Raw genomic sequence first — 24873 nt, forward strand, 5'->3', positions numbered from 1 at the left:
TTTGGCATTCACGACAAGCTCATTCTGAACATCGATATTAAACTTCGGAAGGACATGCTCGCCTAAAGTCGCTTTCGTATACTTATCTAATTGATTGTAAGCTTCCGTAAGCTGATTCAATTGGCTTTGTGTCGCTTCTCTCACTACCCGCTGCACGGTATCGATGTCAGGGTTGATCTGCCAGCTCCAGATCTCCTTCTTGTTATCGTAAATCTTCTCGGCCAACTGCATCAACGGATTGTCATTTACATTGAGCGTTGTAAGCTTGGCCGCTCTTGCTCGTTGGATATCATCCAATATCGCGTCTTTTCTGGCGTCTATTGCTGCCTCTTGATCCTGATTTCCTTTGTAAACGACGCTTGCCACTGAGATACGAATGATCTCGTCGTTAAGTTGATCGAGCTTCGTGTTGAACTCTGTTGATAACGTAGCAAATTCGTTTTTGCTCATGCTCTTCAGCTTATCCGCGGCCAGCTTCATAATCTGATCGTCCATCGTGACAGCTGCCGCCCAAAAATCTGATTTTGCTTTCAGTATGACTTCATTTGCTTCATCTAGCTTCACAATCCGATCCGCAAGCCCATTCGCACCCAGCACATTCTTCGCAATGACCTTATACTTATCCAAGCTAGCGTCGGGAGCCAGCAGATTCTCCTTGCGCGCCCACTCCCGGCTTTTCAATTCATAGAGGAAGTCGTCGACCTTGGATTGCACGAGCGTGCTGTTGCGTCGGATATTGAGCGTTGCGCCTTTATCCTTCAGCTCCTGCATGTAGTCTAGCGCGTTCATGGCTTTATCGAACTGGGCATTCTTCAAATAATCGTTCAGGGCATTACGCGCCGTCAGGAAATTGGTATTCAAGGTGTCCACTGCCGTCGTCTTAATAATGCCTTCCACGCCTGCTGCATCTTTCTGAAGCCCCAGGTAGATAGCCTGCTGGGAAGCAGCGAGCTTGTTATAATCGTTCGTGCTTGCCGCATCTGCGGTCGTATTCGCCAAGTCGGTGTAGGCCCAATAATTTTTCTTGGCTTCCATGATCTGCGTGTTTACCGTGTTCACATAGGTGTTCCTCGCATCTACGTCCAGCTTCATCGCTTTGAACTGATCATAGATGCGTTGGCGGTCTGCCGCCTTCTGGGCTTGGCTGCCTGGGGCTGCTGTCGTGGATTGGGAAACCTCCTGCCAGTACGCGATGTCTGCCGCTTGAACGTCCCGAATGGCTTGAGACAAGCCGCTCGTGTCGACCTTCGTAATTAAGCTTTGGAAGGACCGATCCTTGGTTTTGGCATTGGCATACAACGTATTCGCTTCCGTTAACGCCGTGCTGGCAGCCTTGGGACTCCCCTGCAGCGTGAGTGAGGCCCAGTCTGCAAGCTTCGATAAAATTTGCTCGCTAACAAGATCAATCTTATACGAGCTGCCGTATAACGAGGCCCCGTTGTTCACAGCGCTCTGCATGCCTGCAAGCGCATCGGCCATCGCCTTCATATTGCTTGCATCTATGCCGGTTCGAGCATCATAGTATGCTTTCTTATTCTGCAGGAACAACGCGTTCTGCGCGTCGAGCTTCACCATCGCATCCGTATGGTCGTTCACGTAAGCGTGGGAGCGCAGCTCCTTGGCCGTATCCTCTGCGGACTGCATGCCTGCTGCATCCATATCGGCGTAGGCTTTCCACCATTCCTTCTTGCTTGCCAGCAGCTTGCTCTCGTCCGACAGCTTCGATTGCAGCTTTTTATTATAGTCTGCGTCAAGCGCTCTTGAAGCGTCTGTTTCCTGAGCGCCGTGCGTGCGCAGCGACTGCCCTTCTGCCTCATATTTGTCCATCAAGGTCTGGTTATCGGCAAGTCGAGCTTCCCACCAATTCTTCTTGGCAGTGAGTAACTGCTGATTGAGCTGACTTTGCTGCGCAGCCGGCAGTGTACCATTCCCTGGATTCACAACTGGCGCGGCTTTGGACATATTGTCCCATTTGATCTGGTTTTGCTTATCCATGTTCTGCATCTCGGCCGTTTCTACTGCACCTTGCGAACGTAGACTGGCGCCCTTCGTAACTGCTGCATCCATTGCCTGCTGATCGTTACGGAACCGAGCGTCCCACCACTCAGCCTTCGCGTTATACAGCCTTTGGTTCAAATCGTTCTGCCGATCGACGAGCAGCTGCGTATTGGTCTGGTCCATCTTGCGCATCGCTTCCGTCTCTTGCGCGCCCTGCTTGCGCAGATCCTCGCCGCGTTTAGCCGCACTGTCCATCTTCGTTTGGTCATTGGCAAACCTGGCATCCCACCAATCCCGCTTCGCTTGCTCCAGCGCCTGGTTCAGTGATTGCTGACTAGGCCCTGTGCCAACCGAGCCCGATGACGTTGTAGGCGTCATACCTGTTGTCGGTGTTGGTTTGCTGACTAATGGAGCTGCCGGAGCTTGCGCCGGCGTCGGTGTCGATACCGGTGCAGGAGCTGGAGCTGCACTTCCGGTGCTAGTGCTTGGCTTAGCCGTGCTGGCAGTACCGCTGCCCGCTGACACGTTGACATTCGTTCCCGTGGTCGTCGAGGACGGAGCGGCTGTTACGCCTTGCGCATTATACGTTACAGGCGCTGGCTTGGGCGTGAGCGCCGCTGACTGCTGCAACGCTGCTTTGGCTTCCTCTAGCGTCTGATCGGCTCGAATCGTCCCCCCTTGCTGACGCGCTTTCTCTGCCTGCTCTTGGGCGGCCTGCATCGCAGTCCGATTTCCGGCAGCTGCTGCTGCCGCATATTCCTCTTTTGCTTGTACAATCGCTCGGTTGGCATCCATCTGCGCCTGAGTAAGCGGTGCTGTCGCTGCTGGCGTGCTTGTGGCTGGCTTGCTTGCTGTGGATGTTGATGCTGCTGGCGTGCTCGTGGCTGGCTTGCTTGCCGTGGATGTCGATGCTGCTGGCGTGCTCGTGGCTGGCTTGCTCGCCGTGGTTGTCGATGCTGCTGACGTACTTGCGGCTGGCTTGCTTGCCGTGGATGTTGATGCTGCTGGCGTGCTCGTGGCTGGCTTGCTCGCCGTGGTTGTCGATGCTGCCGGCGTGCTTGTGGCTGGCTTGCTTGCTGTGGATGTTGATGCTGCTGGCGTGCTCGTGGCGGGCTTGCTCGCCGAAGATGTCGATGCTGCTGGCGTGCTTGTGGCGGGCTTGCTCGCCGTGGATGTCGATGCGGCTGGCTTAGATGCAGTCGATGTGGTCGTTGCTGGTTTTGAAGTTGCGCTTGTAACTGCCAATACGGTTTACCCCCTATATCTTTACAGTTCCATAATGTATTACCAATATAAGGTCGAAACCAGCGGCTGTCTATTAAAATTTACATAAAGTTACAAAATGTATCTAATATTAATCGCTTACATAAAATTATCCAAATAAAAAACCACTCAGCATCCTTCGCCAAGTGGTCCTCACTACTCTAGCTACCTAACTTGCCCTTAATTGCTAAACACCCAGAACTGTCCCGCTTCCCGGCGAAACAGCGATTCTCTCGCGGTAACTCGGCCGTCGTCCTTCGTGCCTTCATCCACGAGATCATCATGGCCATACCGCGTATTGTCCATGTTTGGGTCCAGCACCTCGATCCATGCATCCATCGATCGTTTGATTATGCCATGCAGCAGAATGTAGTGCCCACCAAGCGTAAAATGTCCCGGCCGCATCGAGGCGATAACAAGATGGCCATCCTGCGCGAGCGCATGCTTGGCATCCTCCCAGTCCGAGGTCTGGACGCATCGAACGCCGTGAACGGGAGCGATTTTGCCGAAAAATCCCCATGCCGTTCCGCTATCCATGGTACGGAAGCCATTGTCGACGGCGAACTTCGCCAGCACAGGCGGCAGCAAAGCCTTGCCCGTAAGCGTACTGATCGCCATGGCCGCGCAGGTCGGCCCGCAGCCGGACGTTCCGACCGTCTGGCTCGCATCCCGACGATTGGAGTAGAGCAGGTTGCGCCAGCGCGCATCCTCCTGATTGTAATACACTAGCTTCTTGCTCGAAGCCGCTGACGAACCGCCGCCGCCAACCCGAACGCCAGCGGCATTCAACGCATCCGGCGAGAACAGCGCCTTCCAGGTTTGCGGGCCGACCTTGCCCTGCGAAGCGCCGGTATTGCCCAGCTTGTTGGCCGCCTTGAAGGCGTTCACGGCATAGAGCGTATTCGGTCCAAATTTGCCATCGGCGACGAGCGGCTTCTGCGTGGAGCCTTTATAGCCTAACGCATTAAGCTGGCTCTGCAGCTGCTGCACCTCGGGCTTGAACGTGCCAGGATCCAGCGACAGTACGCCTTCAGGCGGGTTTTGATCCGGTCGGTTGGACATGGGACGACACTCCTTTGTATAGAAGGAATAGATTAGAGGCCGTTGAACTTATAATCTTTGCCGTAAAGCAGCTTAAGCGCCTGCTCAGGCTCGCCTTTATTCAAGCGATAATACACGCCAGCCTGCATCGCCGCGCCGTTTTTGGAAAAATGCTTCATATACTTCCCATCAACCTCGTCAGCCATCGCTTTGACGTTCTTTTCCTTGCTCTTCTTAATCGTATCGCCGTCCATCTTGTTGCTGGAGTCCGAAGGCTTATCTGACGTCATCTTGCCGCTTTCCTTATAAATCGCCCGAATGATCTGCTCATCGTTGGCGGTCGTTAGGTCCATGCCCTCGAAGGAAGTTATAAGAATTTTGAGCAGTCCCTTATTCTTATTCCCGACGCCGTGCTGGACAGCCCTGGACCAGATGACATTCTTAAGCGCGAAGCTTCGCGAGTTGATGTCGAGCCCGAACTGGCTCTTAATGCTGGCGACCGACTTGTCGTAATACATTTCCTTCGTATATTCATGCTGCAGCTTCAAGAACGCTTTAGGCTGATCTTGCCCCAGCTTCTCGAACGCCTCGTTGAATTTGTCCCCGATCTTGTTGCCATCCGCTTTGAAACCCGCTTCCAGTATCGCGTAGGTTTCGGAGTCGTGATTTTTGACCCATGCATAAAAGTCGTCGATGACCTTGAACTTCGAGCTGAACTGATACGCGCCGTAGGAGCGGCCGCCGGAATCTCCCGCACCGCTGGAGATCAATCCCGGCTTGCCGTTCGACTCATACTTGGATGACAGAACGCCAAGCTCCTGCTCATCGCCTCCGGCGGATTTCGCTGCGGGAGCCGCTGCGCCGGAAGCCGTCTTGCTCGCTTGATCGGCCGATACGACAGGCGAAGACCTCGTCTCAGGCGCTTTCTTCGCTTCATGCTGCCCTTCATCGCTTAGAAACGACTTCAAATATTTCACTACCGAGTTGTTGCCGATATATCGCTGCATCTGCTCCAGAACGGACGGCTCCGTTGCCGGATGCGCCTCAGCTTTCTTCTGGGGGGCCGCCGCCTTCTGTGCCGTGCTCGTCGCCTTCGCTGCAGCAGCCGGCTTCTTTTTGCGCTTGCGCTTCGGCTTCTCGGCTACGCTCTTAACCATTTTATCAGCTCCGATCGTTCACCTTATGATTCAGCCGGCGGGTCGCCCGGTGCAGGCTGCGTCGTATCCTTCACGACTGGCTTACGGACACGCTTGATCGTCTCGGGTGCAGGCTCCGTCAGCTTGATTTCGTCTGCCAGCTTGTTATCCGCAACCGTCTCTTCCGAAACCTTCAGATCCGTCAGCCTCGCACTGGAAACACCGCCAACCAGACTCGTATCCACGCCTCCTGAGCCTGTTCCTCCCCCTTGCACGATGATGCCGCCTGTTTGGACCGTTCCAGCAAACGCCCACCATGTCACAATCCAATTGACTGACTCGTTAAGCCCGGTAAAGACTCGGCGATCCTGCAGCGTGATGGAAAAGCTGGACGACGAGTTCGTTCGATAAGAGGCGACGACAAGCGGCGATTCCGGCTCAAGCTCGGCAACATTACCCATCTGCATGAGCGGGTACAAGTTTGGGAAGCTTGGCGGGACCGGGCCAGGATCGGGCTGGACGATAATCGGCGGTGTCGTTCCGCCGCCCCCCGTGCTAAGCGACGCCGAGAAGCTTTCGGCCGCATCCAGCTTTTCGACAGTCGCAAGCTTATCGATCGAATCGGAAGATTGAACGAGCTCCGCTGACTCAATGATTCCCCCGGACAAGAACGATTGGGCCACGCCCAGCACGATGCCCACGTTATTGGACAGCAACTGATGCGAAATGGCAGGAGAGGTAAGAATCTGACCCGGCGCGACGTCTTGGAACGTTACCGAGCCGGAGGAAATAATCGCACCCGAGCCGCCGCTCGATCCGCCGCCAGCAATGGTGACGTTAATTCGATTGTTCGTCGGATCGTCCGTCGCGATAACGCCAGCGCCCGTAAAATTGATTTTCGGCCGCGCCGTGAGCGCAGTGCCCTCATCCTGCACGAGCACCTTCTGCGGATCGGCAAGCGTGCCGGACAGATTGTTCACGTTTATTTCGTCAGTCCCGCCATCCTGATGCGTCGCTGCATGGCTTAATGACGCGCCGCTGATCGAGACGTTGATTCGGCTATTCGTTGGATCATCCGTGGCCGTTACGCCCGGGCCGACGAAATTGATTTTGGTACGAGGCGTCAGCGCAACGCCCTCTTCCTGTACCGTAACCTTCTGCGGATCGGCAAGCGTGCCGGACAGATTGTTCACGTTAATCTTATCCGCTCCGCCGTCCTGATGCGATGCCGCATGGCTGGTCATGCCTGCGATTGTCACGTTCGTACGGTTGTTGACCGAATCATCGGAAGCCGTAACCCCCGCCCCGACAAAATTGATTTTGGTGCGAACCGTTAGCGCAGTGCCCTCGTCCTGCACGGCAACCTTCTGCGGATCAGCAAGCGTACCGGACAGATTGTTTACATTCAGCTCATCTGGCCCGCCGCTGCGATGCGTCGCCGCATGCGTCGGCAATACCGGGGGACGCTGCTTCTCGCTGAGCAGCAGTTGGAACAGCAGCTCATTGTTGTACACGAACGGACGGACCGATTCATCGATCGCCGTAATCAATCCTTTGTTGCTAATCGTCAGCGCCGCAAGCACAACCGTTCCTTCGCTTGCTCCGCCGTTGCTCAGCTGCTTGTCAAAATACTGCTCCGCCAGCAGTCGAATGACCGAGCGGTCCGCAACGACTGCCAATTCCGACTCATGCTGCGAATTGAACAGCACGCTGTTAATGAAAACATTGCCCCCGATCGTTCCTCCGGCAGGCAGCTCCCCTGCGCGCGCATAATAGCGCTGCGAACGCGTCGTATTCATCGGCAACCCCGTTAAGACGAACGGAATTTTGTTATCCTTCCAGCTGCTCAGCTGCGTGAACAGGCTCGGCAGGCTTTCGACGATATCGACCTGCAACGTACCGGTTGGCGCCAGCTTGGTCGTCACGCTCAGCACAACCTCGATAATATCGCCGGGATTGACGACGCGCGGCACGGAACGGTTCACGATGATTTGGTCATTTTCAAAAATCGTGACCGTCTTGCGATACACAGCGTCCAAATTGGCCGATGCTGCCGGCGGCTCCGTCGTTAGCGCGAAGCGGAACGTCTCGCGGATTTTGTTCGTCTCGATGCCGTCCTGCCCCGGAATCGCGTTCGCTACCGCCGGAACCGGCTCGCGCGCTGTCTCGTCATACGATAGCGTCGCATACAGCACGCCGCCGCCATAGACAGGCGGGTATCCCGCAAGCTTGCTAATATCAGCGATGTCCACGTTCGCGGCAACGACGATCTCGCGCCCGTTAGCATCAAGCGCTGTGCCCGGCGTCAGCCGAATGCCCGTGCCATCGATGGGAGCCAGATGCAAGCCGCCGATTACGCCCGTGCCATGCACGAACCGATTAAGCAGATTGCGTTTTTCGTTCATGTAGCTCTGTTCCAGTTGGAAATCCCTTACCGTTAGAAGCTTGCCATAAAAATAATGATTGCGCTCAAATTGCTGCAGCTGCAGCTGACTATTCGTCACGACTTCATGCCTCCTATCATCACTCTCGATTAAGCTAGCCTTGTATCCGCGCCTATTCCGGATCGAACATCCACTTGCCCGAATGGCGTATTGTCAGTCAACAACGTATCCCGCTGCAGAATTGAGTCGTCATCCAATCGGGAGGACGGCTTCGTCAGCAGGGTGTTCATGCCCAAATAGGTGTGTCCGCCCAAATAAATCCACGGCTGCAGCCATGTCACATCCGCAACGGTATGCGCCGGTTTATCGAGCTCAATCATTCGCTTCACTGCCGTTAGCTCGGTTAGCCCCGTCAGCTGTTCCGGCTTTAGCAGCACGCAAAACCGATACGGATCATCGCCGAACAGCTCCGCGTACACCTTCTTGGCCTCGGGATCCGGAATCGCGCTCAATTGATGGTTCTCGACGATGATCGGGCGCTCGCCCGTATAGATTTCGACCAATTGCTCCAGTCCTGCCTTCGTGCCCCGCTTCCGATGCAGCTCAGGCATCTGCTTGATCAGCTTGCGAAGCTTCGCCTCCGGCCAACCCGGGTCCGCCACCGCGCCAATCCATGTCGCGAGCCACCGCAAGTAGTCGCCTTGCATCGCGTCAACATCCAGCCAGCGAGGAGAGGAAGCGATGGTGCCGTCCAGCTCGGTCATGAACGATTCGATCAAGGCGAGGAACCGCTCTAGCAAGTCGCGGCTGGCGGCATCCTCCTGATAAACCGCAGGCAAATATCGCAAATACGATAATCGCGGAAAATCAGCGCGGATGCCTACCACGCTGGGTGTCAGCTTATCGCTGCCATACAGCTGAATACGCACCCACATATAGCGTCCCGGCTCGGCGCGGACGAGCACTTCCCGCGGGTTCACGCTAGGCTCCGACCAAGGCAGCTGCGACAGCGCCGCCGCCTTCTCACCGGTTCTCAGCGCGGAGTCGGCAAGATAATCATCCAGGCTCCGATCCATGCCATCGATGTGAAACATCGGCGAATCGGACACCAGATACGTAACACGGATGAGCGTATTGTCTGGTATGGTCCGGTCAATCGCGAGCTTATGCCACCGGATACCTTCCTCCGTGCTATCGAGGCTGTGCGAGATATACTCGCCTTTGGAAATCGGCGAACCGCTCTCGCGGAACAGCGCTTCTTTGCGCCGCAGAAGCGTCATGGTCCGATTGTCCCGATGAAACAAAATCATCCGCTCTCGGCTGAACACGATCCGATGGGCAGCGCCGCGGTAGGCTGTCATTGGACCAATCGCATCGCCCTGCGCGTTAAACAGATGGATCATCGGCTGCTGGATGCCTTCCTGCGCATCGCTTTCCCCGATGTAGATCACGCCGCGGTTATCCATTGCAATCGAGGCTGGATGCATCGCCGCATCCAACTGGACTTCGCGAAGCAGCACCGCCTGCGGCGAATATAGCCTTAGCACCTTAGCATCGATGTCGAGCAGCGCGAGCGAGCCATTATCGGCAATTGCCGCCGTCAGCCGCCTGCCAGTAGGCTGGTCAAGCAGAGTCGCGCCGAGCTCCTCCGAAGAAGGCTGTTCCTCTTCCTTCCCGATCCAACCTCCGAACCGACCTCCGGGATCGAAGCATGCGGCAAAAGCTCCTTCGGTTTGCGTCACGAAGCTCCAGCCCTTATGATCGATCGCAATATCATAGGGCGACCAGCCAGCCGCTTCTCCCTTCTGATGATCCGTGGTCCAGATGAGCTGTCCTGTAACTTCAGAGTAAGCGGCTAGTCGAAGCTGCTCGCCTTCTCCCCGCTCCAGCGCATAGATCACGCCGCTCTCGCCGCGAGCCAGCTTATAGCCCGCGTCCAGCAGACGAAGTGTCCCTTCCGGGCGATCCAGCTGCATCGTCAACGGATTAAAAGCATAAACGTTGCGCGTCGCTTCATCTAATAGCAGCAGCATGCCGCTCGGCCCTTCCGCGATATCGATGATATGTGCCCCGCTTGGCAGCAGCGCATCCAGATCAATAGCCAGCTCCGTGCTGTAGTCGTTAGCGGATTGAATCCGAATGCCGGCGTCGTCAAGCTCCAGCTGATGCAGCATGCCTTGGCGCCAGCTTAAGGGGGAGCGGATGGCATGATAATGGATTTCGTTATGGTCCAATACGGGCATATGCGGCTCCTTCCGCCGCCGGGCGCCATGACCACGGAAGCTCAATTTCCACTTGATGATAATCTGAAAATACAAGCGCGTTCGCGGCAATGACGACATTGCCCTGCTCATCGAGCAAACCGCCGTCTCCGCCAGCCGTGAACAGCTGCAAGCGCTCTACGCTGTCCACCCCGGGCACCTGATCAATCAGTGCATACAGCTCCGAGCGATAAACCGTTCGGCCAAACGCCCAGCCTTTCCCCGTCGCTCCACCCTCCAGCGGGTGAAGAAAACGCGTCAGCGCTGCTATTACTTCCTGCTGTACATTCACGCTGTCATAGCCGCTTCGCATCGTAATGAGCGTATTCACCTGCACCTTCACATACTGCGGAGCCACGACCGTAACGCGCGTCGTCAGCAGGCGATGCTGGTCGAGATGCCTTGCCACCGTCTGCTGATACCCGCTGCTCGGCTGCGGGTTTGGTTTGTCGCTATAGGGCACAACGACGACGGATACGGCATTATCGTCCAGCAGCAACGCTTTTGCACGAGCAACTCGAAGCCCTGGGGTCTGGCAGGCAAGCCGCTCATAGTCATCATCCGTGACCGCTCTTGTCAGCTGCTTCAGTTCCTTGCCCGCACGGGTGACCGCGTCATCCAAGCTCTCAGCATTCGCGCCCCCGATTGCAGGAGAACGCTGGTCAATCCGCAGCAGCGAAGCAAGCTCGTTATCCTCCTCCGCAAAACGCCGAATCGCCCCTGCCCCAACGTTGCTTGCAAGCCCCGCTGTACGCTGGCAGGACACCCGAATGCTTTGCGTCTGATCCGAGGCAGCGGCAGGCGGCACCATGCCGCGCAGGCCATCGCCGAATTGAATCGAACGGCTGTCGCGATCAAACACATAATGCCGATCATCCGGCACCGAAGCGTCCCAATCCGCCACGCGCGTCCATGCCTGCCAATCGCCGGCCAACGGCTCAAACACTTCAACCGCCATGCTTTCCGGCACGATTTCATCGCCGCCGCGAAGCGCATACGACTGATTGCCTAGCCCATTGGAGCGGCCCAGCCACTCCAATGAGGAGGCGAGCTGCACAGCAGAGACCGAGTTTAGCGTGACGCTATCGACCCGCGGTGCCAGCTCGTAGCCTGCTTCCACGACTGTGCAGCGGAACCAGCAGCAGGCTGCCGCCATAATTGGGAACAAGCGATGCAGGCCGCAGCTCTCCGGCGTACGAAACTGGAGGCGACCGGAGCGCGTCAGCATTCCCGTGTCATCGCGCTCGACTTGAAGCGGCGACCACTCCGCATTCTCGTTCATATACTCCCAAACCAGCTTGGCAGGCGGCGTCACTTCTCCCTCGCGCTCGTCTTCTGCCCTTGCTATTGGAACAGGGTATTGGTCATACAGGCGGAACAGAAGGGAAAGCGAGGTTTGCGGCGCCAGCGTCTGGTCAAAGCCGAGATAAAGGCTGCTGCCTGCCTCCGCCCTGTCACCAAACGCCATAAACGTTAACCCCTCGTGACCCGCCGCTTCCGTCTGGTCCAGCATTGCCGAGCCGGCTAATGTTACGATCGCGGCAAGCGATGCTGGTGTAACCGTTAGCTCCTGCTCGGTCTCGAATGCCAGCTCGCCAGCCAGCAGCCGCGTTCCTGCAGGCACTCGAATCGCATCCTTCATCGCAATGCCCAGCTCAGCCAGAGGAGGCGTTGACGACTCATCCCTGAACGAGAAGGATACGTCGGCTCGCGCTGGCTTTGGCGAAAGCGGCGCTGTGCCCAGCAGCTTCAAATATTTGCGAACATGATCATCCCGCACCTGATCCAAATAAAAGCGCTGGCTCTCGGCTAGCCAAGCAAACAGCTCCAGCATCGTAATGCCCGGATCATGCGCGTTGTAATCGGTCCATTCTGGCGCATACCGCGGAATTTGCTTTTTCGCATCCTCAACCAGCTGCGCGAATGTCTTATCATCCAAATTAGGGATGGGCAGCATCGTGTCACCTCCTCAGCAATTGTCTAGTTGCTTACGAATGAATATATTTCATTAATTGATTAGTGATCGCTTTCTCCCCATTGCAGTTTGTACAATGAAAGCCCAGTTATCTGCTCGCGGAAACGCATCCCATTGCAATCTGTACAATGCGCGCCTACCGAACGGCGCTTATAGGAGTAAAATCATCCTTTTCAACCGTATCCCGTTGTACAAAATGCAATGAGCTCATTAGCAGCCACGGCTTCCCAAGGTCTTATTGCATAAAGTGCAACGGGGGACCATTTTCCACATGCCACTTTCATACTTGAGACGAACCCCATGCACACAACACAGGAATACTGCCGCAATGCGAGACTAAACGCATGCGCATAGGAATACTTGCCGCGCGCGAGACGCTTCCTATGCCCGGGACTAACCCCGCACGCATGAAAACTCAGCTCATCGGCCCATACTCCTAACGACAACCTGATGCTCTCCGCTATAGATGAGCATATGCGGCGGGAAAGCCGTCATCGATGCGGGCTGCGATGCATTGATTACCCATTCATTGCCCTCGCTGTCGCGTATGAGCATCTCCAGCCGATCCACATAAGCTAAACCCGCCACACCGCTTAATAGCGCATACAGGTCGGACAGCGCCGGCACTCTTCCGAATTCCCAGCCTTGGCTGGCTGGCCCTCCCGCGAGCGGATGCAGGAAGGATTGTAATCGCCCGATCGCAATCCGTTCCACCTCGGGCACATCCTCCATGCCAACAGCAACCAGCACCGCTCGAACAGCCACTTCCGCATAGGCCGGGCCGCGCACATGAATATGCCCGCGCCCTGCAACGACGTTTGCTGCCCGCTCTTGAATATAGCCGGTTACGAGCTGCCTCAGCGTCGCGCTCGGCTGCGGGAGCTGGTCAACCGACTGCGGCACGATGATCAGCGTCATTCGGCCTGCCTGCGGAAGCCCCTGCTCATTCACATTAGGCAAACATTTGACCCTTGCGATTCCGCGTGCCGCTTCGAACGCCAGACTCTCATAATCAGCTGCCGTCACAGCGCGGTTGCGATGATGAATCATGACCGGTCCCCGCGCTTTTGCCGCTTCCGCATCCTCGGTATCATAGCCCCCAGCTGCGGCGCATGGGTTAACGACGCCATCTACATAAGCAATCGAAGACTTCAGCATCGTAATAGCGCCCGCCGGCACATTGCCTCTTGTTCCGCCCCCGCAGCGATAGTGCAGCTTGATGTTGTTCGTTCCGATCGGAGGAATCATGCCATGCACGCCATCGCCGAACTGCAAGCGTCCCGAGGTTCGGTCAATCGCGTAGCTCCGCTCGTCTGGAGCTGCGGCAGCCAGCGTATCCGTCGATTTCCACCGTACCCAAAAGCGCGTCACGATTCCCTTCTCATCCTTCTCCTCAACGAAAACCGTGCCATTGTCCTGCAGTAGCTGACGCTCGCGATCAGAGATCGAAGACAGCTCGTCAATGAACAGCTCCTCGGCTACGACTGGCACCTTGGATACCGTGAACACGGCATCAGGCGTCCCGCGCGATGAGCCGATAACCTCATCCCGATAGCTCTCGGCCTGATCGACCAAAGTTGTGTTCCGATGCAAGCCCTGAATGATCGGAGCAGGCGCACTGCCGCTCTCCCCCGAATCCGAATCCGCCGTTCGAAACACGCCTAATGTATCGACTCCCCTCAGCCAGTAGCGCTGTTTGCCGAACAACGCTGCCTCTGTCCAATCCGGCAATCCGATGAACGTCAGGCAACCGCTTTTGGTCAAATGATCCGTACCGTCGTCCACATCCAGCTTCATCCACCTCGAGCCGCCCCGCTTCTCTGCATAGTACTGCCACTCGATAAGCGGATGCCGATCGGGGTTATAGACTTGATCCGCCAAATCAGCATATAGGCTAATCGGCCCGCGAAGCGGCGCTCGATCAAAGCCGATATAGATCGCCTGCGCATCATCTCGTTCAAGGCTCGACTCCCTGCTTGCGCCTTCACGCCAATCTACATATTGCAGATTGCGATAAGCCAGCACCTGCTCAGGCGCTGCGCTAACCGAATAGGAAACGGAAACATCGCTAATCGCAAGCCGCTTGCCAGCCACCTCCAGCTGCCCGTCAGCATTGAATGCCAGAAGCCGACAGCGTATCCAATAGTTCTCCTGGCCTTGAACCGAGGCAAGCGCAATGTCATTGCCATTGCGGAACTGAATCCGGCATTGGCCCGCCGCTGCTTCATATTCGATCGATTGGCGATCCCAGCGCAACCAGCCGCCGCCGTTCCAATACTCCCAGGACACCTCATCTGTCAAAATCGACTTCACGGCCGACTCCTGCGATTCTTCCCCGATCGCGAAGCATAACGTTACCTCTCCGCCTCGCTTGGACAGCGCCTCCGCGCCCGCCAGATACAAGGTATCGCCCGTGCGCGGGCTAGGGCCGAACAGATAAAAACCGCCGCTGCCCCCATCAACCGGCTCGACGGGGTTGTTGTTGCTGAAAACCAAATCCGGCGGCACCGCATCACCTGCGGTTTTGATCTGCCACTGCCGCATGCTTGCCATGCCTCCGCTGCCCGTTTCGATGATCTGCCCGCGCAGCCAGCGATTCATCTGCCCATTCACAGCTATCATCCCAATCTGCGCCGTACCGGGCTTCACTCTCAAGTGATCGCCATCGGACAACAGATCCTCCCAACCGTTATTCCAATACTGCCAGCGAATGAGCGCATCGTCTGCCTCCAAGGCAGCGCCTGCTTCATTCACCAGCCGAATGGCCGTTTTTCCACCGCAGCCAAGCACGTTCTCATGCGCCAAATACAAAACATTATCCTGTTTGTTCACGCCTTCGAACAGCTGGAATGACGTTACTCTGCTGACCTCAGTGCCAGCAGCATAGGTCGCAAGCAGTGGTGACGCCAAGGTGATCGTCTCTCCTTTGGCTGCTTGCACCTCTGCATATCCGCCCGCGTCGCCAAACGACAGCAAGTCGCCTGACGCCAGTCCTTTGGCGTTGTCGACAAGCAGCGTAACATCCCCTTGGCGCGCTGGCGCTGCAAGCACCGCCCACAAAGGGGCGACCGGCTGCTCCGCCATGCCTGGCGGGGCTTGATAAATTCCGCCGCTGGCGGTGACGCTCAGCAGCTCCACGATTCGAGCGGGCGTCGCCAGCATCGGCTGTCCCGTCTCATACACGATCGGCTTGCCGCCATCCGTCGGCGAAGCCGCTACCTGCGTCCGCGCCGGAATCAGCACCGCATCCTTCAAGCCTGCGCTCAGCCGGAACGTAACCGGGGCGCGCGCTTGCGTCGCGGGAAGCAGCGAGATGCCGAGCTTGCTGAGGAATACGATGAAATTTTTATCCGGAACCCGATTAAGGCGCTCCAGCGTATCCACGTACTGGCCCGCAAAAATACGCAATACCGCGGCCGCTGGATCGCGCTCATTGCGCATATTCCATTCCGGCACGTAATATGGAGCCAGCTCCAGCAGCTGCTCGATGATCTGGCCGACATCCCGGCCGTCAATGAGCGGAGCACGCATCGCAACACCCTCCTGACGCTATCCCTCGCGCAAATAAAACGGATAGACCAAATTAAATTCATTATTCGTGGAACGAACCCGATATCGGATGGCGATCCCCAGCTTGCCGACCGCGCCGCGCTCAGGCTGCACCTCGACGGACAGCGTCTCAATACGCGGCTCCCATCGGTTCAAAGCATCGCGAACGCTCGCTTCCATCTGCCCAGCCGTCGAGACGCTCATCGTCTCAAACACAAAATCGTGAATGCCGCAGCCAAAGTCAGGGCGCATGACGCGCTCCCCTTTCGCCGTGAACAAAATGATCCGAATCGCCTCCTGGATATCCGACTCATCCGCCGACATTGCGAACGCGCCCGAGCCTGGCTCCAGGGCGACAGGAAATTTCCACCCTGTACCCAGAAACGATTGATTCATCGATCTTCGCCACCTTCAACCGTTATATGTAAATCGGTGAGCCCTTTATCCGATCAGCACGGTCGGCTCGCCCATCATGATTGCATTAGGCCCTCCCGCTTCGGTGATCGTGTCACCCATCCGTACAGCGGGAAGCCCGTTAATAAACACTGTGGCCGATCCAGCCGCGACTACGCCTCCTGCATGCGGATTCGGCGTTGCCAATGGGCATGCATGAAAATCGGAAGCCGCTCGCCAAGCCGGCTTTCCCCCGATCAGCACGTTGGCGCTGCCCGGTCCCGGGCTAAGCGGCGTGCCGTGGCTTGTCGGATCTCCCATTCTTGCTGCAGGCGGCATCGCGCCAGCCCCCCTCATTTTGCGAATAAGACTGCATTAGTTGATTTGCACGATCGAGCCTTGGATCTTGAGCGTGCCGCTGGACTTCAGCGTCATCGACGCATTCGCCTCCAGTTGCACCTCATTCGACTTTATCGTGATCTTCTGGCTGCTCTTGAGCGTTATCGCGTTGCTGGCGCCATCGATTACAACTTCATTGCCGTTGGCATCCTTCAGCGCAATGGCCGGACCATCCGAGCCGTCGGCTAGCTTAATCGTCTGGCCGTCTTTGCTCGTAATGGTAATGTTCTCTTTGCCGTCTGTATCATCAAGCACGATCTCGTGCCCGCTTCGCGACTTGATGATTCGTTTATTGTTATTGCCGTCATCATTGCTGCCAGGCGGCGTGTCTTTGCCATTCCAGAGCGAACCGAGGACGTAAGGGTAGTTGATGTCGCCATTTTCGAAAGCAACGAGCACCTCGTCATCCACTTCGGGCAGAAAATAAAAGCCTCGCGCCTTGCCGGCGCTCGGCACCGCGATGCGCGCCCAATTACTTTCGTCTGAAGCGCCTCCGCCGGTACCGCCGCGCCACGGATACATCAGCTTCACACGGCCTATTCCCTCGGGATCCTGATTGTTCGTCACGATCGCAATCATGACGCCGTAAATGCGCGTTCGATCCTGACCGCTGCCGCCGAGCAGTCCCCCCAGATCCATGGTCATATCATGTTCCCCTTCACTTTAATCGTCGTCCGGTAGCCCGAGGCATCCATGCTATGGCCCGTTTCTTCAATATAGTAAACCGTGCTGAACATTCGTCCGAGCCCCTGCAATGCAATTCGCGAGCCCGGCAGCAAATCGGGAATGCCTATCGCCTCCGCACGGCCGGTAACGAATTGCTCGGCGCGCTTGTTCAACATGGACCGGGCAATACGATCCGCCTCTGCCTGTGAAAAAACGGGGCGCCGCACCGTTTCAACGACTTTGCCTCGATGCAGCTGCTTCATATAGGCGCTTCCGCTCTTGCGTCCTTTGCCGTCATCTGCGAGCTGCTCATCCCCCGAGCGCGCCGTCCCGATGATCTCCTTCTTCTCCTTCGGGTCCCAGCCGCGCACCTCGACCTCTGACACTTGGCCGGTCAGATTAACATCGGGACGAAAGCTGAGAAGCGATTTGCGCCATTCCAGCGTAAGAATCGGCTCCGCCTTGATCGCTGGCGTTTTGAACATAAGCTTATCGCCTGCAATGTAAAGGTCGTAATAATTTTGCTCGGCGAGCGACTTGAGAAACTGGTAATCGCTCTGCCCCTCCTGCTTGGTCAACTTCGGATGCGTGACCGGCGTTGCTTCGCAATCCGCTTGAAGCCCGTAATCGCTAGCGATCGCGGACGCGATGTCGCTGTGCTTGATATTGTCCCATGATCGCGCTTCGTTGCCTTTCATCATCGCATAGGTCGTGTCGTATCCGCTGACCGTCATTTGGGGCGTGCCCGACTCGCCAAAATCAACCGAGATCGCCGTCACATGGCCGATCAGCATCACCTTCATTGCATCTGCGTAACCGAATTTGATCTCGATTTTTCTGCCGAATGAAAACAGCGACTCCACGCTTCGCAAATCCTGCCGCACGTGATCAAACGCATCGTCGATGGTGAACGAGAAGTAGCCAGCCTCCTCCAGCGAATGCTCGACGCTAATGCCGGCAATCACCATTCCTTGACGAAGCAGATCCTCGCCCTCGATACGGATTTCAAAGCGCGGCGCGTAAAAATTGCGATACTGCTGCTCTAGCTGTTGAAATTCCATCTCATGCCTCCTGCGGCGGTATGATGAGCGTTCGGCCCGCAGGCACCTTACGCGGATCAGCGATGCCGTTCGCGCGTGCAATCGTCCGCCATTTTCCTGGGTCGCCATAGATGCGGCCTGAAATCGACCATAACGTTTCGCCTCGCTTGACGGTTACCTGCTTCGTTTGATCCGCCTGATTCGTCGTCCGCTGCTGCTGCTCCGTTATCGTCCGATACTCTCGGAACGTGACGCTGAGCGTCGCACGCACCGGGATTCCTGAATCCAGAAACATCGTAAAACGCTGTCCGACCCGCTCTACGACGGCTTTGAACTGCATTTTGCCCCAGATCACCATGCAAACCGGCGGTGCGTGCAAATCCGGATTCATGTCCATCAGCCCGGTTACCTTGCCCGTATGCTGCCGCACATCAACGCCCTGCTCATACGTATCGAAGAAGAGCTCCATCGACAGCGTCTGTCCGCCGCCGCCGATAAATTGCGTCACTGGCGTGGGCAGGCCGGGAATAACCGTGCTTTGCAGCTGATTGCTTTTATCGATGGCATACTCCGTCGGGTTGAACAGCACCTTGACCGCTTCGCCCTTCGGATTGCCCTCGTAATCGAGCGGCTGAATCAGCGCCTTCTCCAATGCCATGACCTGCTCTCCCTTCTATTGAACAACTGACATTAACTCAATGATAATGATTGGCCTACAGGCCGCGGCGCTCCTTCGTAATCGCAAGCTTTCGCTCCAACAGCCGGTAAACCTGATCCGTCAGCCGTTTCATATCCGCAGCGGAAAGTCCGGCATTCGGCTGCTGCGAGCCCGGTTGAAACGTGGAAGCTGGCGTCGAAGCGAATTCGGGCGCAGGTGCAGCTGCTCGCTGCGTGGATGATGCGCCGTTCGCACTGCTCTGTCCGCCATCGCGATTGCCGTGGCTGCCAGACTGAGGCGATGGATGATGGAGCTCCACTGCCGAGTTCGGCCTCGCCGAAACCGGCGGCGTTAGCGATGATGTTGAGGCGGCGGATTGATCCGTCTGCACTGCCGCGTGCTGTAAGCGCGCGCTCGCCTGCGTTTGCTGTAACGCTGCTTGGACAGATGAGGCTGCCGCAACTTGCGATGCCATTGTGGCTTGCGATGCTGCTGTCTGCAGCGGTACTAAAGCTGCATTCGCTGCAAAAATAGGCGATGCTGCAGGGCTTAATGCTGCTGTTTGCGTTACTGCGGACCGCGGGGCAATTTGTGCGATTGAAGGTCCCATGGCATTGGCTAGAGTCGCTGATGCAGGTGCCATCGAGCGTGAATTCACTACGCGTCCTAAGCTGATTTGCGCAAAAGGCGCATGTGATGTCCGCGCAACGGCCGATTGCTTCGGCGCTGGCGCAGGCCCTCTTTCCGCCCGATCCGATTGGGTGCGCAGCCGCTGTGCATCGGTCGAAGGCTCTATAGCCTGCGCAGGTTCGAGCCATTGCAAATTGTGAGGCTGCAGGTGCCTCGCCACAGGCAGCGTTTGCGAGACGAGCGCATGCGTTGCAACCTCGGGCGGCTGCTGCGCTGACGCCGTTCGATGCAGCGCAAGCGCTCGCGTTGCCACTACCGCGAGCGGCTGCTGCGCTGACGCTGCTCGATGCACCGCGCGTGCATGCGTTGCGACCCCGGGCGGCTGCTGCGCTGACGCCGCTCGATGCAGCGCAAGCGCTCGCGTTGCCACTACCGCGAGCGGCTGCTGCGCTGACGCTGCTCGATGCACCGCGCGTGCATGCGTTGCGACCCCGGACGGCTGCTGCGCTAACGCAGCAGCTGTTGCTTGCCCTTGCCAGTGGGCTTCGCTTGATCCGCTGCTTCGCAGCGGGCTCGCCTTTGGAGCGTCAGACCGTAATACGTTTGATGCCCGCCGTTCCTGCGGCATGTGCAGCTGAATCGTTGGTTGGCCTGCACGTTCATGTGTCACATCAGGGTTCTTCGGCTGCTGCGTTGTTGCCGCAATTGCATGCAGCGCAGTAACGCGAAGTTCGCTTGACGCCAAAATCCCGGATTCTAATATGCTGGATATTGCTTGGCTGGCTAGTGGCACTCGCATCCGTATACGCGTCGCATTTGGCGAATTGCGCTGCTGCTCTGCTGCTATCCTAGCTCGCGGCAAAGCAGCCATTGGCGAAACCAACTGCGACGGTACACGCCACTCCCGCTCCCCTCGCGTTGCTAACAAGCCGCCAGCTTTTGAGGGCATTGATGCATTCGTTTCGAGTGCAGCCTGCTGCCGTTGTGTCTGCAACGACAGCATCGCATTTAATCGAGCTAGCTGTTCCGCTGCCGACGGCAACGCTGTTTTGCGCTGCTGCAATTGCTGAATTTGCTCGCCGTGCACAGGATGCTCCGCATGCGCCAATCCATGGGAGGAAAACGGATGGACCGAAGGCTCCGCTATTGGAATCAGCGTCTGCTGACGTCTCTGACTATCGGAATGCTGCCTGCCACTTTGCTGCTTCTCCATCCTACCGACAGGCATTTCACCTAGCAGCTCCAAACGCTGCTTACTGAGCTGGACAGTAAGCGACGGCTCAGCAGGTGTCGCCATCCTCGCAAAAGCTGCGCCCCGCTCCTGCCCTTGCCTGCCCAAATACCGCTGAACCATCGATTGCAGCAGCTTCATGCCAGCCGCCGTTTGCGTTCCGGGCTGCAACCGCAAAGACAATCCTCGTGCAAGCGAGCCTCTTTGCACATATGGTGGCTGCGCTAAAACCGGACGCCCTGATTGCTCAGTATGCGCGGAAGCTCTAGCTGCCCCATCGGCATTAGCTTGCTTCCTTACCGATGGATTCTCAGCACTCGCCGTTCTATCCGCAGCAGGAGAAGGAGCAGGCATCGCAGCCATTTCCAGCCCCGTCTGCCATGCTGCGCCATGCCTCTGCGGCGAGCCTGCATCCGCCGCCAGCGGGCGGATCTGTTTCGCCAATAATCCCTGCCTCATGGACAAACCGCTTGCAGCAGCGGCAACAAGTTGTGCTGCAAGCGAGCTGTCCTCTCGCATGCTTGTAAAACGAACAGCTTCTATTGCTCTGGACAACAGCGGCGGCACCGTCAGCGGTGCTCCTACATTCCCGGCTGCTGCATGCAGCTTACGCCCCCGATCGTGCTGATCGGAAGGCGATCGCCGCCCAGCATCCGCTTGTTTTCCGCCTTCTTGCGCCAATCTCGGCGAAGCCGTCAGCGGCGCGGAAAGCCGATCGCGTACGATAACCGTGCGCTCAATTCGGCGCTCCACCAACCGCTCAATCGTCTTCTCGGTGCTTGGCGACTGCTCACTATCGCCATCGCCAGTCTCATTCATCAAATAAACGAGCGCTAGCATCGCCGGCGTACGGATGGCTTTGCCATCCGCATGCTTCTGAACCAACGAAGCGGCAAAGCCCGGATCGCTAATAAGCCGCAAACGGCCGATCATATCCCGAACACCGATAAGCCTTGATGGGCAAGCTCAATCGATTCGACAGCAATGCTGCTGCTGTCTGCGCGCAGCTCGGGGCCGGTCCATTTGACAGGGTAGGCGCCGGCAAAATTCCACCGCCACGCCTCCTCGCCATACGCATCGAGCAGGATGATGGAGCCGTCGCGGCGAGACACCCAGCCGTCGGATGCATCCTTGAACCAGAACCACAGGACATCCGAGCCGGTCAATCCGCGCTTCAGCGTCAAATTCGACTGGCGCGTCATTTTGGGAAGCCGATGAATGAATCCATTGACCCCGCCCTCCCGGTACTCCTCCGTCTCGATCTCTGCTTCAAGTCCCTGCACCTCGCTGAAGCCCCCGACAATAAGACCGTCGAGCTCCACTAAAAACCGGAACCCCGACAACGGGTCTCGCCTCGATCCTGTCGGCATGAACCGCCCCTCCTCCACGCATCATCATCTGATGTCAAAAATATTTTTGGGCTCCTTGCTCACCTTCCGGTGAATGCGCGATACCTCCTCGCACCATCGCTGACGCTCGCGATGATCCATCGCCATTATGTCGTCATGCGTCCAATGCAAGTAATATGCGATGAAGGCTACCTCTTCATAGAGCCGATCCACCGGGTAGCTGCTTAGAACTCCCCCGCCGCGGCTACCTCCAAATGAAACTGGTGCTCGCATTTCGGGCACTCCGCCTCAATGGTCGCGCTGCCGTCATCGTTAATGCGCTTGTATAATTGCTGCAGATAAGCGAGATCCGAAGAGAACAAGCCCTCGATAACCGCCGGGTTAATCATCTGCACATCGCCAAGCTTCGTAATGACGCGGGATAACAAAATGATCGTTAAATAGGCCGGGTTTTGCTGAACGCGCGGGTCCTTCAGCGGCAAAATCTCATCCGCCGCCGTCGATAAGCGCATCGTCCCTTCGCGATGAAGCGTCCCTTGCTTATCGACATACCCTTTAGGCAGCACAAATTCAAATTCGGTTACAAATGCCATCGATGATCCATCCTCTCATTGCTGTTCATGACCTTAGCTGCCCGATTAGCTCTCGCGCGTCATGCCTTCATGCACGATCTCGAGCGATTCGATGCCGACATCGCTGCTCTTCGCGCTGAAGTCAGGCGCATCATACTTGGAAGGCCAAGCATTGATGAAGTTCCAACGCGACTTGTCGCTGCCCGTTTCGTCCACAAGCACGATCGAAATGTTTTTGCGCTGCACGTTGCCCTTCGTCACTTCGTTATACCAGTTATAAATTTCGGCCGAATCCGTAATGCCCCACTTCAGGCTGATGTTGCCGTACTTCGTCAAGCCCGTCAGCTTGCGCGTCGTCGGCACCTCATTGCCCTCGCGGTATTCAATAACGTCCACCGACGAATCGAATCCCGATACGTCCGTAAATCCAGCCTGCTGCAAGCCGTCAATTTCCACCCGGAATCGGAAGTTGCGGTATGGATCCTTTCTTTGCCCCGTTGCCATTGCTTGCTCTCCCCCTATTCGATTAACTAAAAGTAACGTTCAACCATCTTACTCGGCTGCGTCTGCGCCGCCGGATACTTGCGCGATGCGGAAAATAACGAACTCGGCCGGCTTCACCGGCGCAACGCCAATCAGCACGATCAATCGGCCATTGTTGATATCGTCCTGCGTCATCGTCGAACGATCGACCTTCACGAAGAACGCCTCTTCCGGCTTGCGGCCTTGAAGCGCGCCGTCACGCCATAAGCGGGTAAGGAATTCCGTCACTGTACGGCGAACGCGCGCCCACAGCTTATCATCGTTCGGCTCAAAGACGACCCACTGCGTGCCGTTAAAGACCGACTCCTCCAAGTACAGGAACAACCGGCGGACGTTCACGTATTTCCAGAGCGGATCGCTCGAAAGCGTGCGTGCGCCCCATACGCGAATGCCGCGGCCCGGGAATGCGCGAATGACGTTTACGCCCTTCGGATTCAGCACGTCCTGCTCGCCCTTCGTAATCTGGAATTCCAAATCGACCGCACCGCGAACCGTATCGTTGGCAGGCGCTTTGTGCACGCCCCGCTCCACGTCCGTTCGCGCATACAAGCCGAGCACATGGCCGCCCGGAGGCACGATGCGCAGCAAACCGGAATCCGGATTCACGACCTTAATCCATGGGTAGTAGAACGCTGCATACTTGGTCTCGTTCGCGCTGCGCGGATCAAGCGAATCCGCCTTCGCGTTCACTGGCGAATCAAGAATAACGAAGCGGTCTCTCAGCCGCTCGCTGTGCGAGATCAGCTCGCCGACCAAGCCCGTCACGACCGAAGCGTTCGGCGAATACAGCAGGGAAATATCATCGATCGCATCCAGCGCCGTCAGGCCTTTGCGTTGACCAGGCTGGTTCGAATCCGCGCGGACAAAATCCGCCAGTACAAGCTTGTTCGAGACGATCCGGTAAACCGAGCCTGTCGTCGGCGTTGCCGCTGCGTCCCAGTTGCCGCCCGACACCGTCGCAACCTTAGTCGACCCGACATAACCTGTAATCGTCCGTACTTGCCCTTTGGCAGGCCCGTCGATAATGCGAAGCTCCATGCCAACGTAGTCGCCATCCTTCGCCGAAGCTTCTGCGCTCAGCGTGATCGTGTTATCCTTCGCTGCCGTAGGAGAGCCGTCCGCCTCATCCGAATCCGCGCCGCCTGCCAAATACGCGATCGCGCTCACATCGGGAATTTGAATCGTTTTGCCAGGAACGGCGCTAAGCGAAACGAGGTTCGAAATGCCGTTCACTTTCTTCTCGTAATAGTCCGGCGATGCGGCATCAAGCGATAGATTGTCGTATTGCTCGGCAACAGCCGGACGCGGCAGTTTCTTCGTATCCGTCTCTGGATCGAACACGGCAATCTCCTGCTTCCAGTAGTAGACGGACAGCTTGAAGCCGGAAAACGTGCCTTTCACGACTTTAACCGCGATGCGGTTGCCCCATGAGCCTTCGCCAATCGCTTCGACCAAAAGCGCTTCTGCCGCACCTTTCTTGAGGCGCAGCTCTGACCGAACAGCCGTCGCTCTCGTCACTCTAGCAATGTACGCGCGCTGGCCGCCGTTATCGAAGAAGCCTTGCACCGAATAAGGCAAATAACCCGTATCGCTAAAATAACTGCCGAACACGCGCTGGTAGTCAAGCCAGCTCGTTACGAATTGCGGCGTCGTCGGACCCCGCTCTGTTTCTCCTAGAAAACCTGCCGTACTCGTCGACACGCCCTCAACGGGCTTACTGCCGATCTCGATTTCTTCCACATAGACTCCTGGGGACAAATATTCAGGCATCGTCATTTCCTCCTC

The 24873-nt window shown here is 56.9% G+C and carries 18 protein-coding genes and 1 pseudogene; 1 reads left to right on the plus strand and 18 read right to left on the minus strand.

Annotated elements, in window-relative coordinates; translation table 11 throughout:
* Positions 1-2793 (minus strand): annotated as a pseudogene (locus PAECUDRAFT_RS26790) (hypothetical protein); the annotation flags it as partial.
* Positions 2794-2833: 40 nt separating this feature from the next.
* Between PAECUDRAFT_RS26790 and PAECUDRAFT_RS08770 the strand changes: the two are divergent.
* Positions 2834-3331: a hypothetical protein gene (locus PAECUDRAFT_RS08770; RefSeq protein ID WP_144266492.1), complete on the plus strand. Its 498-nt coding sequence runs from the start codon at positions 2834-2836 to the stop codon at positions 3329-3331.
* A gap of 110 nt (positions 3332-3441) precedes the next feature.
* Here PAECUDRAFT_RS08770 and PAECUDRAFT_RS24550 read toward each other — a convergent pair whose 3' ends face one another.
* From PAECUDRAFT_RS24550 to PAECUDRAFT_RS08855, 17 genes are all read right to left on the minus strand, one after another.
* A complete protein-coding gene (locus tag PAECUDRAFT_RS24550; RefSeq protein WP_006037773.1) occupies positions 3442-4323 on the minus strand; it encodes a peptidoglycan-binding protein in 882 nt (293 codons plus the stop codon).
* A gap of 32 nt (positions 4324-4355) precedes the next feature.
* Positions 4356-5459: a VgrG-related protein gene (locus PAECUDRAFT_RS24555; RefSeq protein WP_006037774.1), complete on the minus strand. Its 1104-nt coding sequence runs from the start codon at positions 5457-5459 to the stop codon at positions 4356-4358.
* 23 nt (positions 5460-5482) lie between these two features.
* Complete coding sequence (locus tag PAECUDRAFT_RS24560; RefSeq protein ID WP_006037775.1) at positions 5483-7942, minus strand: hypothetical protein; 2460 nt, start codon at positions 7940-7942, stop codon at positions 5483-5485.
* A 29-nt stretch (positions 7943-7971) separates the two neighbouring features.
* On the minus strand, positions 7972-10065 hold the full coding sequence (locus tag PAECUDRAFT_RS24565) for a phage tail protein (protein WP_006037776.1): 2094 nt from the start codon (positions 10063-10065) through the stop codon (positions 7972-7974).
* Complete coding sequence (locus tag PAECUDRAFT_RS08795; protein WP_006037777.1) at positions 10046-12040, minus strand: putative baseplate assembly protein; 1995 nt, start codon at positions 12038-12040, stop codon at positions 10046-10048. The genes PAECUDRAFT_RS24565 and PAECUDRAFT_RS08795 overlap by 20 nt, the downstream gene beginning before the upstream one ends.
* 438 nt (positions 12041-12478) lie before the next feature.
* Complete coding sequence (locus PAECUDRAFT_RS08800; RefSeq protein ID WP_006037778.1) at positions 12479-15589, minus strand: putative baseplate assembly protein; 3111 nt, start codon at positions 15587-15589, stop codon at positions 12479-12481.
* Positions 15590-15607: 18 nt separating this feature from the next.
* Positions 15608-16003, minus strand: a complete 396-nt coding sequence (locus tag PAECUDRAFT_RS08805; RefSeq protein WP_006037779.1) for a GPW/gp25 family protein — start codon at positions 16001-16003, stop codon at positions 15608-15610.
* Positions 16004-16048: 45 nt separating this feature from the next.
* The gene (locus PAECUDRAFT_RS08810) at positions 16049-16339 is read right to left on the minus strand and encodes a PAAR domain-containing protein (protein WP_006037780.1); all 291 of its coding nucleotides are present in this window, start codon (positions 16337-16339) and stop codon (positions 16049-16051) included.
* A 36-nt stretch (positions 16340-16375) separates the two neighbouring features.
* The gene (locus PAECUDRAFT_RS08815) at positions 16376-17044 is read right to left on the minus strand and encodes a phage baseplate assembly protein V (protein ID WP_006037781.1); all 669 of its coding nucleotides are present in this window, start codon (positions 17042-17044) and stop codon (positions 16376-16378) included.
* Positions 17041-18126 carry a phage late control D family protein gene (locus PAECUDRAFT_RS08820; protein ID WP_006037782.1) on the minus strand — a complete coding sequence of 362 codons (1086 nt, stop codon included), beginning with the start codon at positions 18124-18126 and terminating at the stop codon, positions 17041-17043. The genes PAECUDRAFT_RS08815 and PAECUDRAFT_RS08820 overlap by 4 nt, the downstream gene beginning before the upstream one ends.
* Before the next feature lies 1 nt (position 18127).
* The gene (locus PAECUDRAFT_RS08825) at positions 18128-18763 is read right to left on the minus strand and encodes a CIS tube protein (RefSeq protein WP_006037783.1); all 636 of its coding nucleotides are present in this window, start codon (positions 18761-18763) and stop codon (positions 18128-18130) included.
* Between the two features lie 55 nt (positions 18764-18818).
* A complete protein-coding gene (locus tag PAECUDRAFT_RS08830; RefSeq protein ID WP_006037784.1) occupies positions 18819-21557 on the minus strand; it encodes a hypothetical protein in 2739 nt (912 codons plus the stop codon).
* Positions 21554-21994 (minus strand): phage tail protein, encoded by a 441-nt coding sequence (locus PAECUDRAFT_RS08835; protein WP_006037785.1) that lies wholly within the window; start codon positions 21992-21994, stop codon positions 21554-21556. Before PAECUDRAFT_RS08835 ends, PAECUDRAFT_RS08830 begins: the two co-directional genes overlap by 4 nt.
* 24 nt (positions 21995-22018) lie before the next feature.
* Positions 22019-22246 (minus strand): DUF6760 family protein, encoded by a 228-nt coding sequence (locus PAECUDRAFT_RS26630; protein ID WP_006037786.1) that lies wholly within the window; start codon positions 22244-22246, stop codon positions 22019-22021.
* On the minus strand, positions 22198-22566 hold the full coding sequence (locus PAECUDRAFT_RS08845) for a hypothetical protein (RefSeq protein ID WP_006037787.1): 369 nt from the start codon (positions 22564-22566) through the stop codon (positions 22198-22200). Before PAECUDRAFT_RS08845 ends, PAECUDRAFT_RS26630 begins: the two co-directional genes overlap by 49 nt.
* A gap of 45 nt (positions 22567-22611) precedes the next feature.
* Entirely contained in the window at positions 22612-23049 is a 438-nt protein-coding gene (locus PAECUDRAFT_RS08850) for a phage tail protein (RefSeq protein WP_006037788.1), read from the minus strand.
* A gap of 48 nt (positions 23050-23097) precedes the next feature.
* On the minus strand, positions 23098-24858 hold the full coding sequence (locus PAECUDRAFT_RS08855; RefSeq protein ID WP_006037789.1) for a phage tail sheath family protein: 1761 nt from the start codon (positions 24856-24858) through the stop codon (positions 23098-23100).
* Positions 24859-24873: the final 15 nt, after the last annotated feature.

Origin of the sequence: Paenibacillus curdlanolyticus YK9 (assembly GCF_000179615.1) — a bacterium.
Lineage (GTDB): Bacteria > Bacillota > Bacilli > Paenibacillales > Paenibacillaceae > Paenibacillus_T > Paenibacillus_T curdlanolyticus.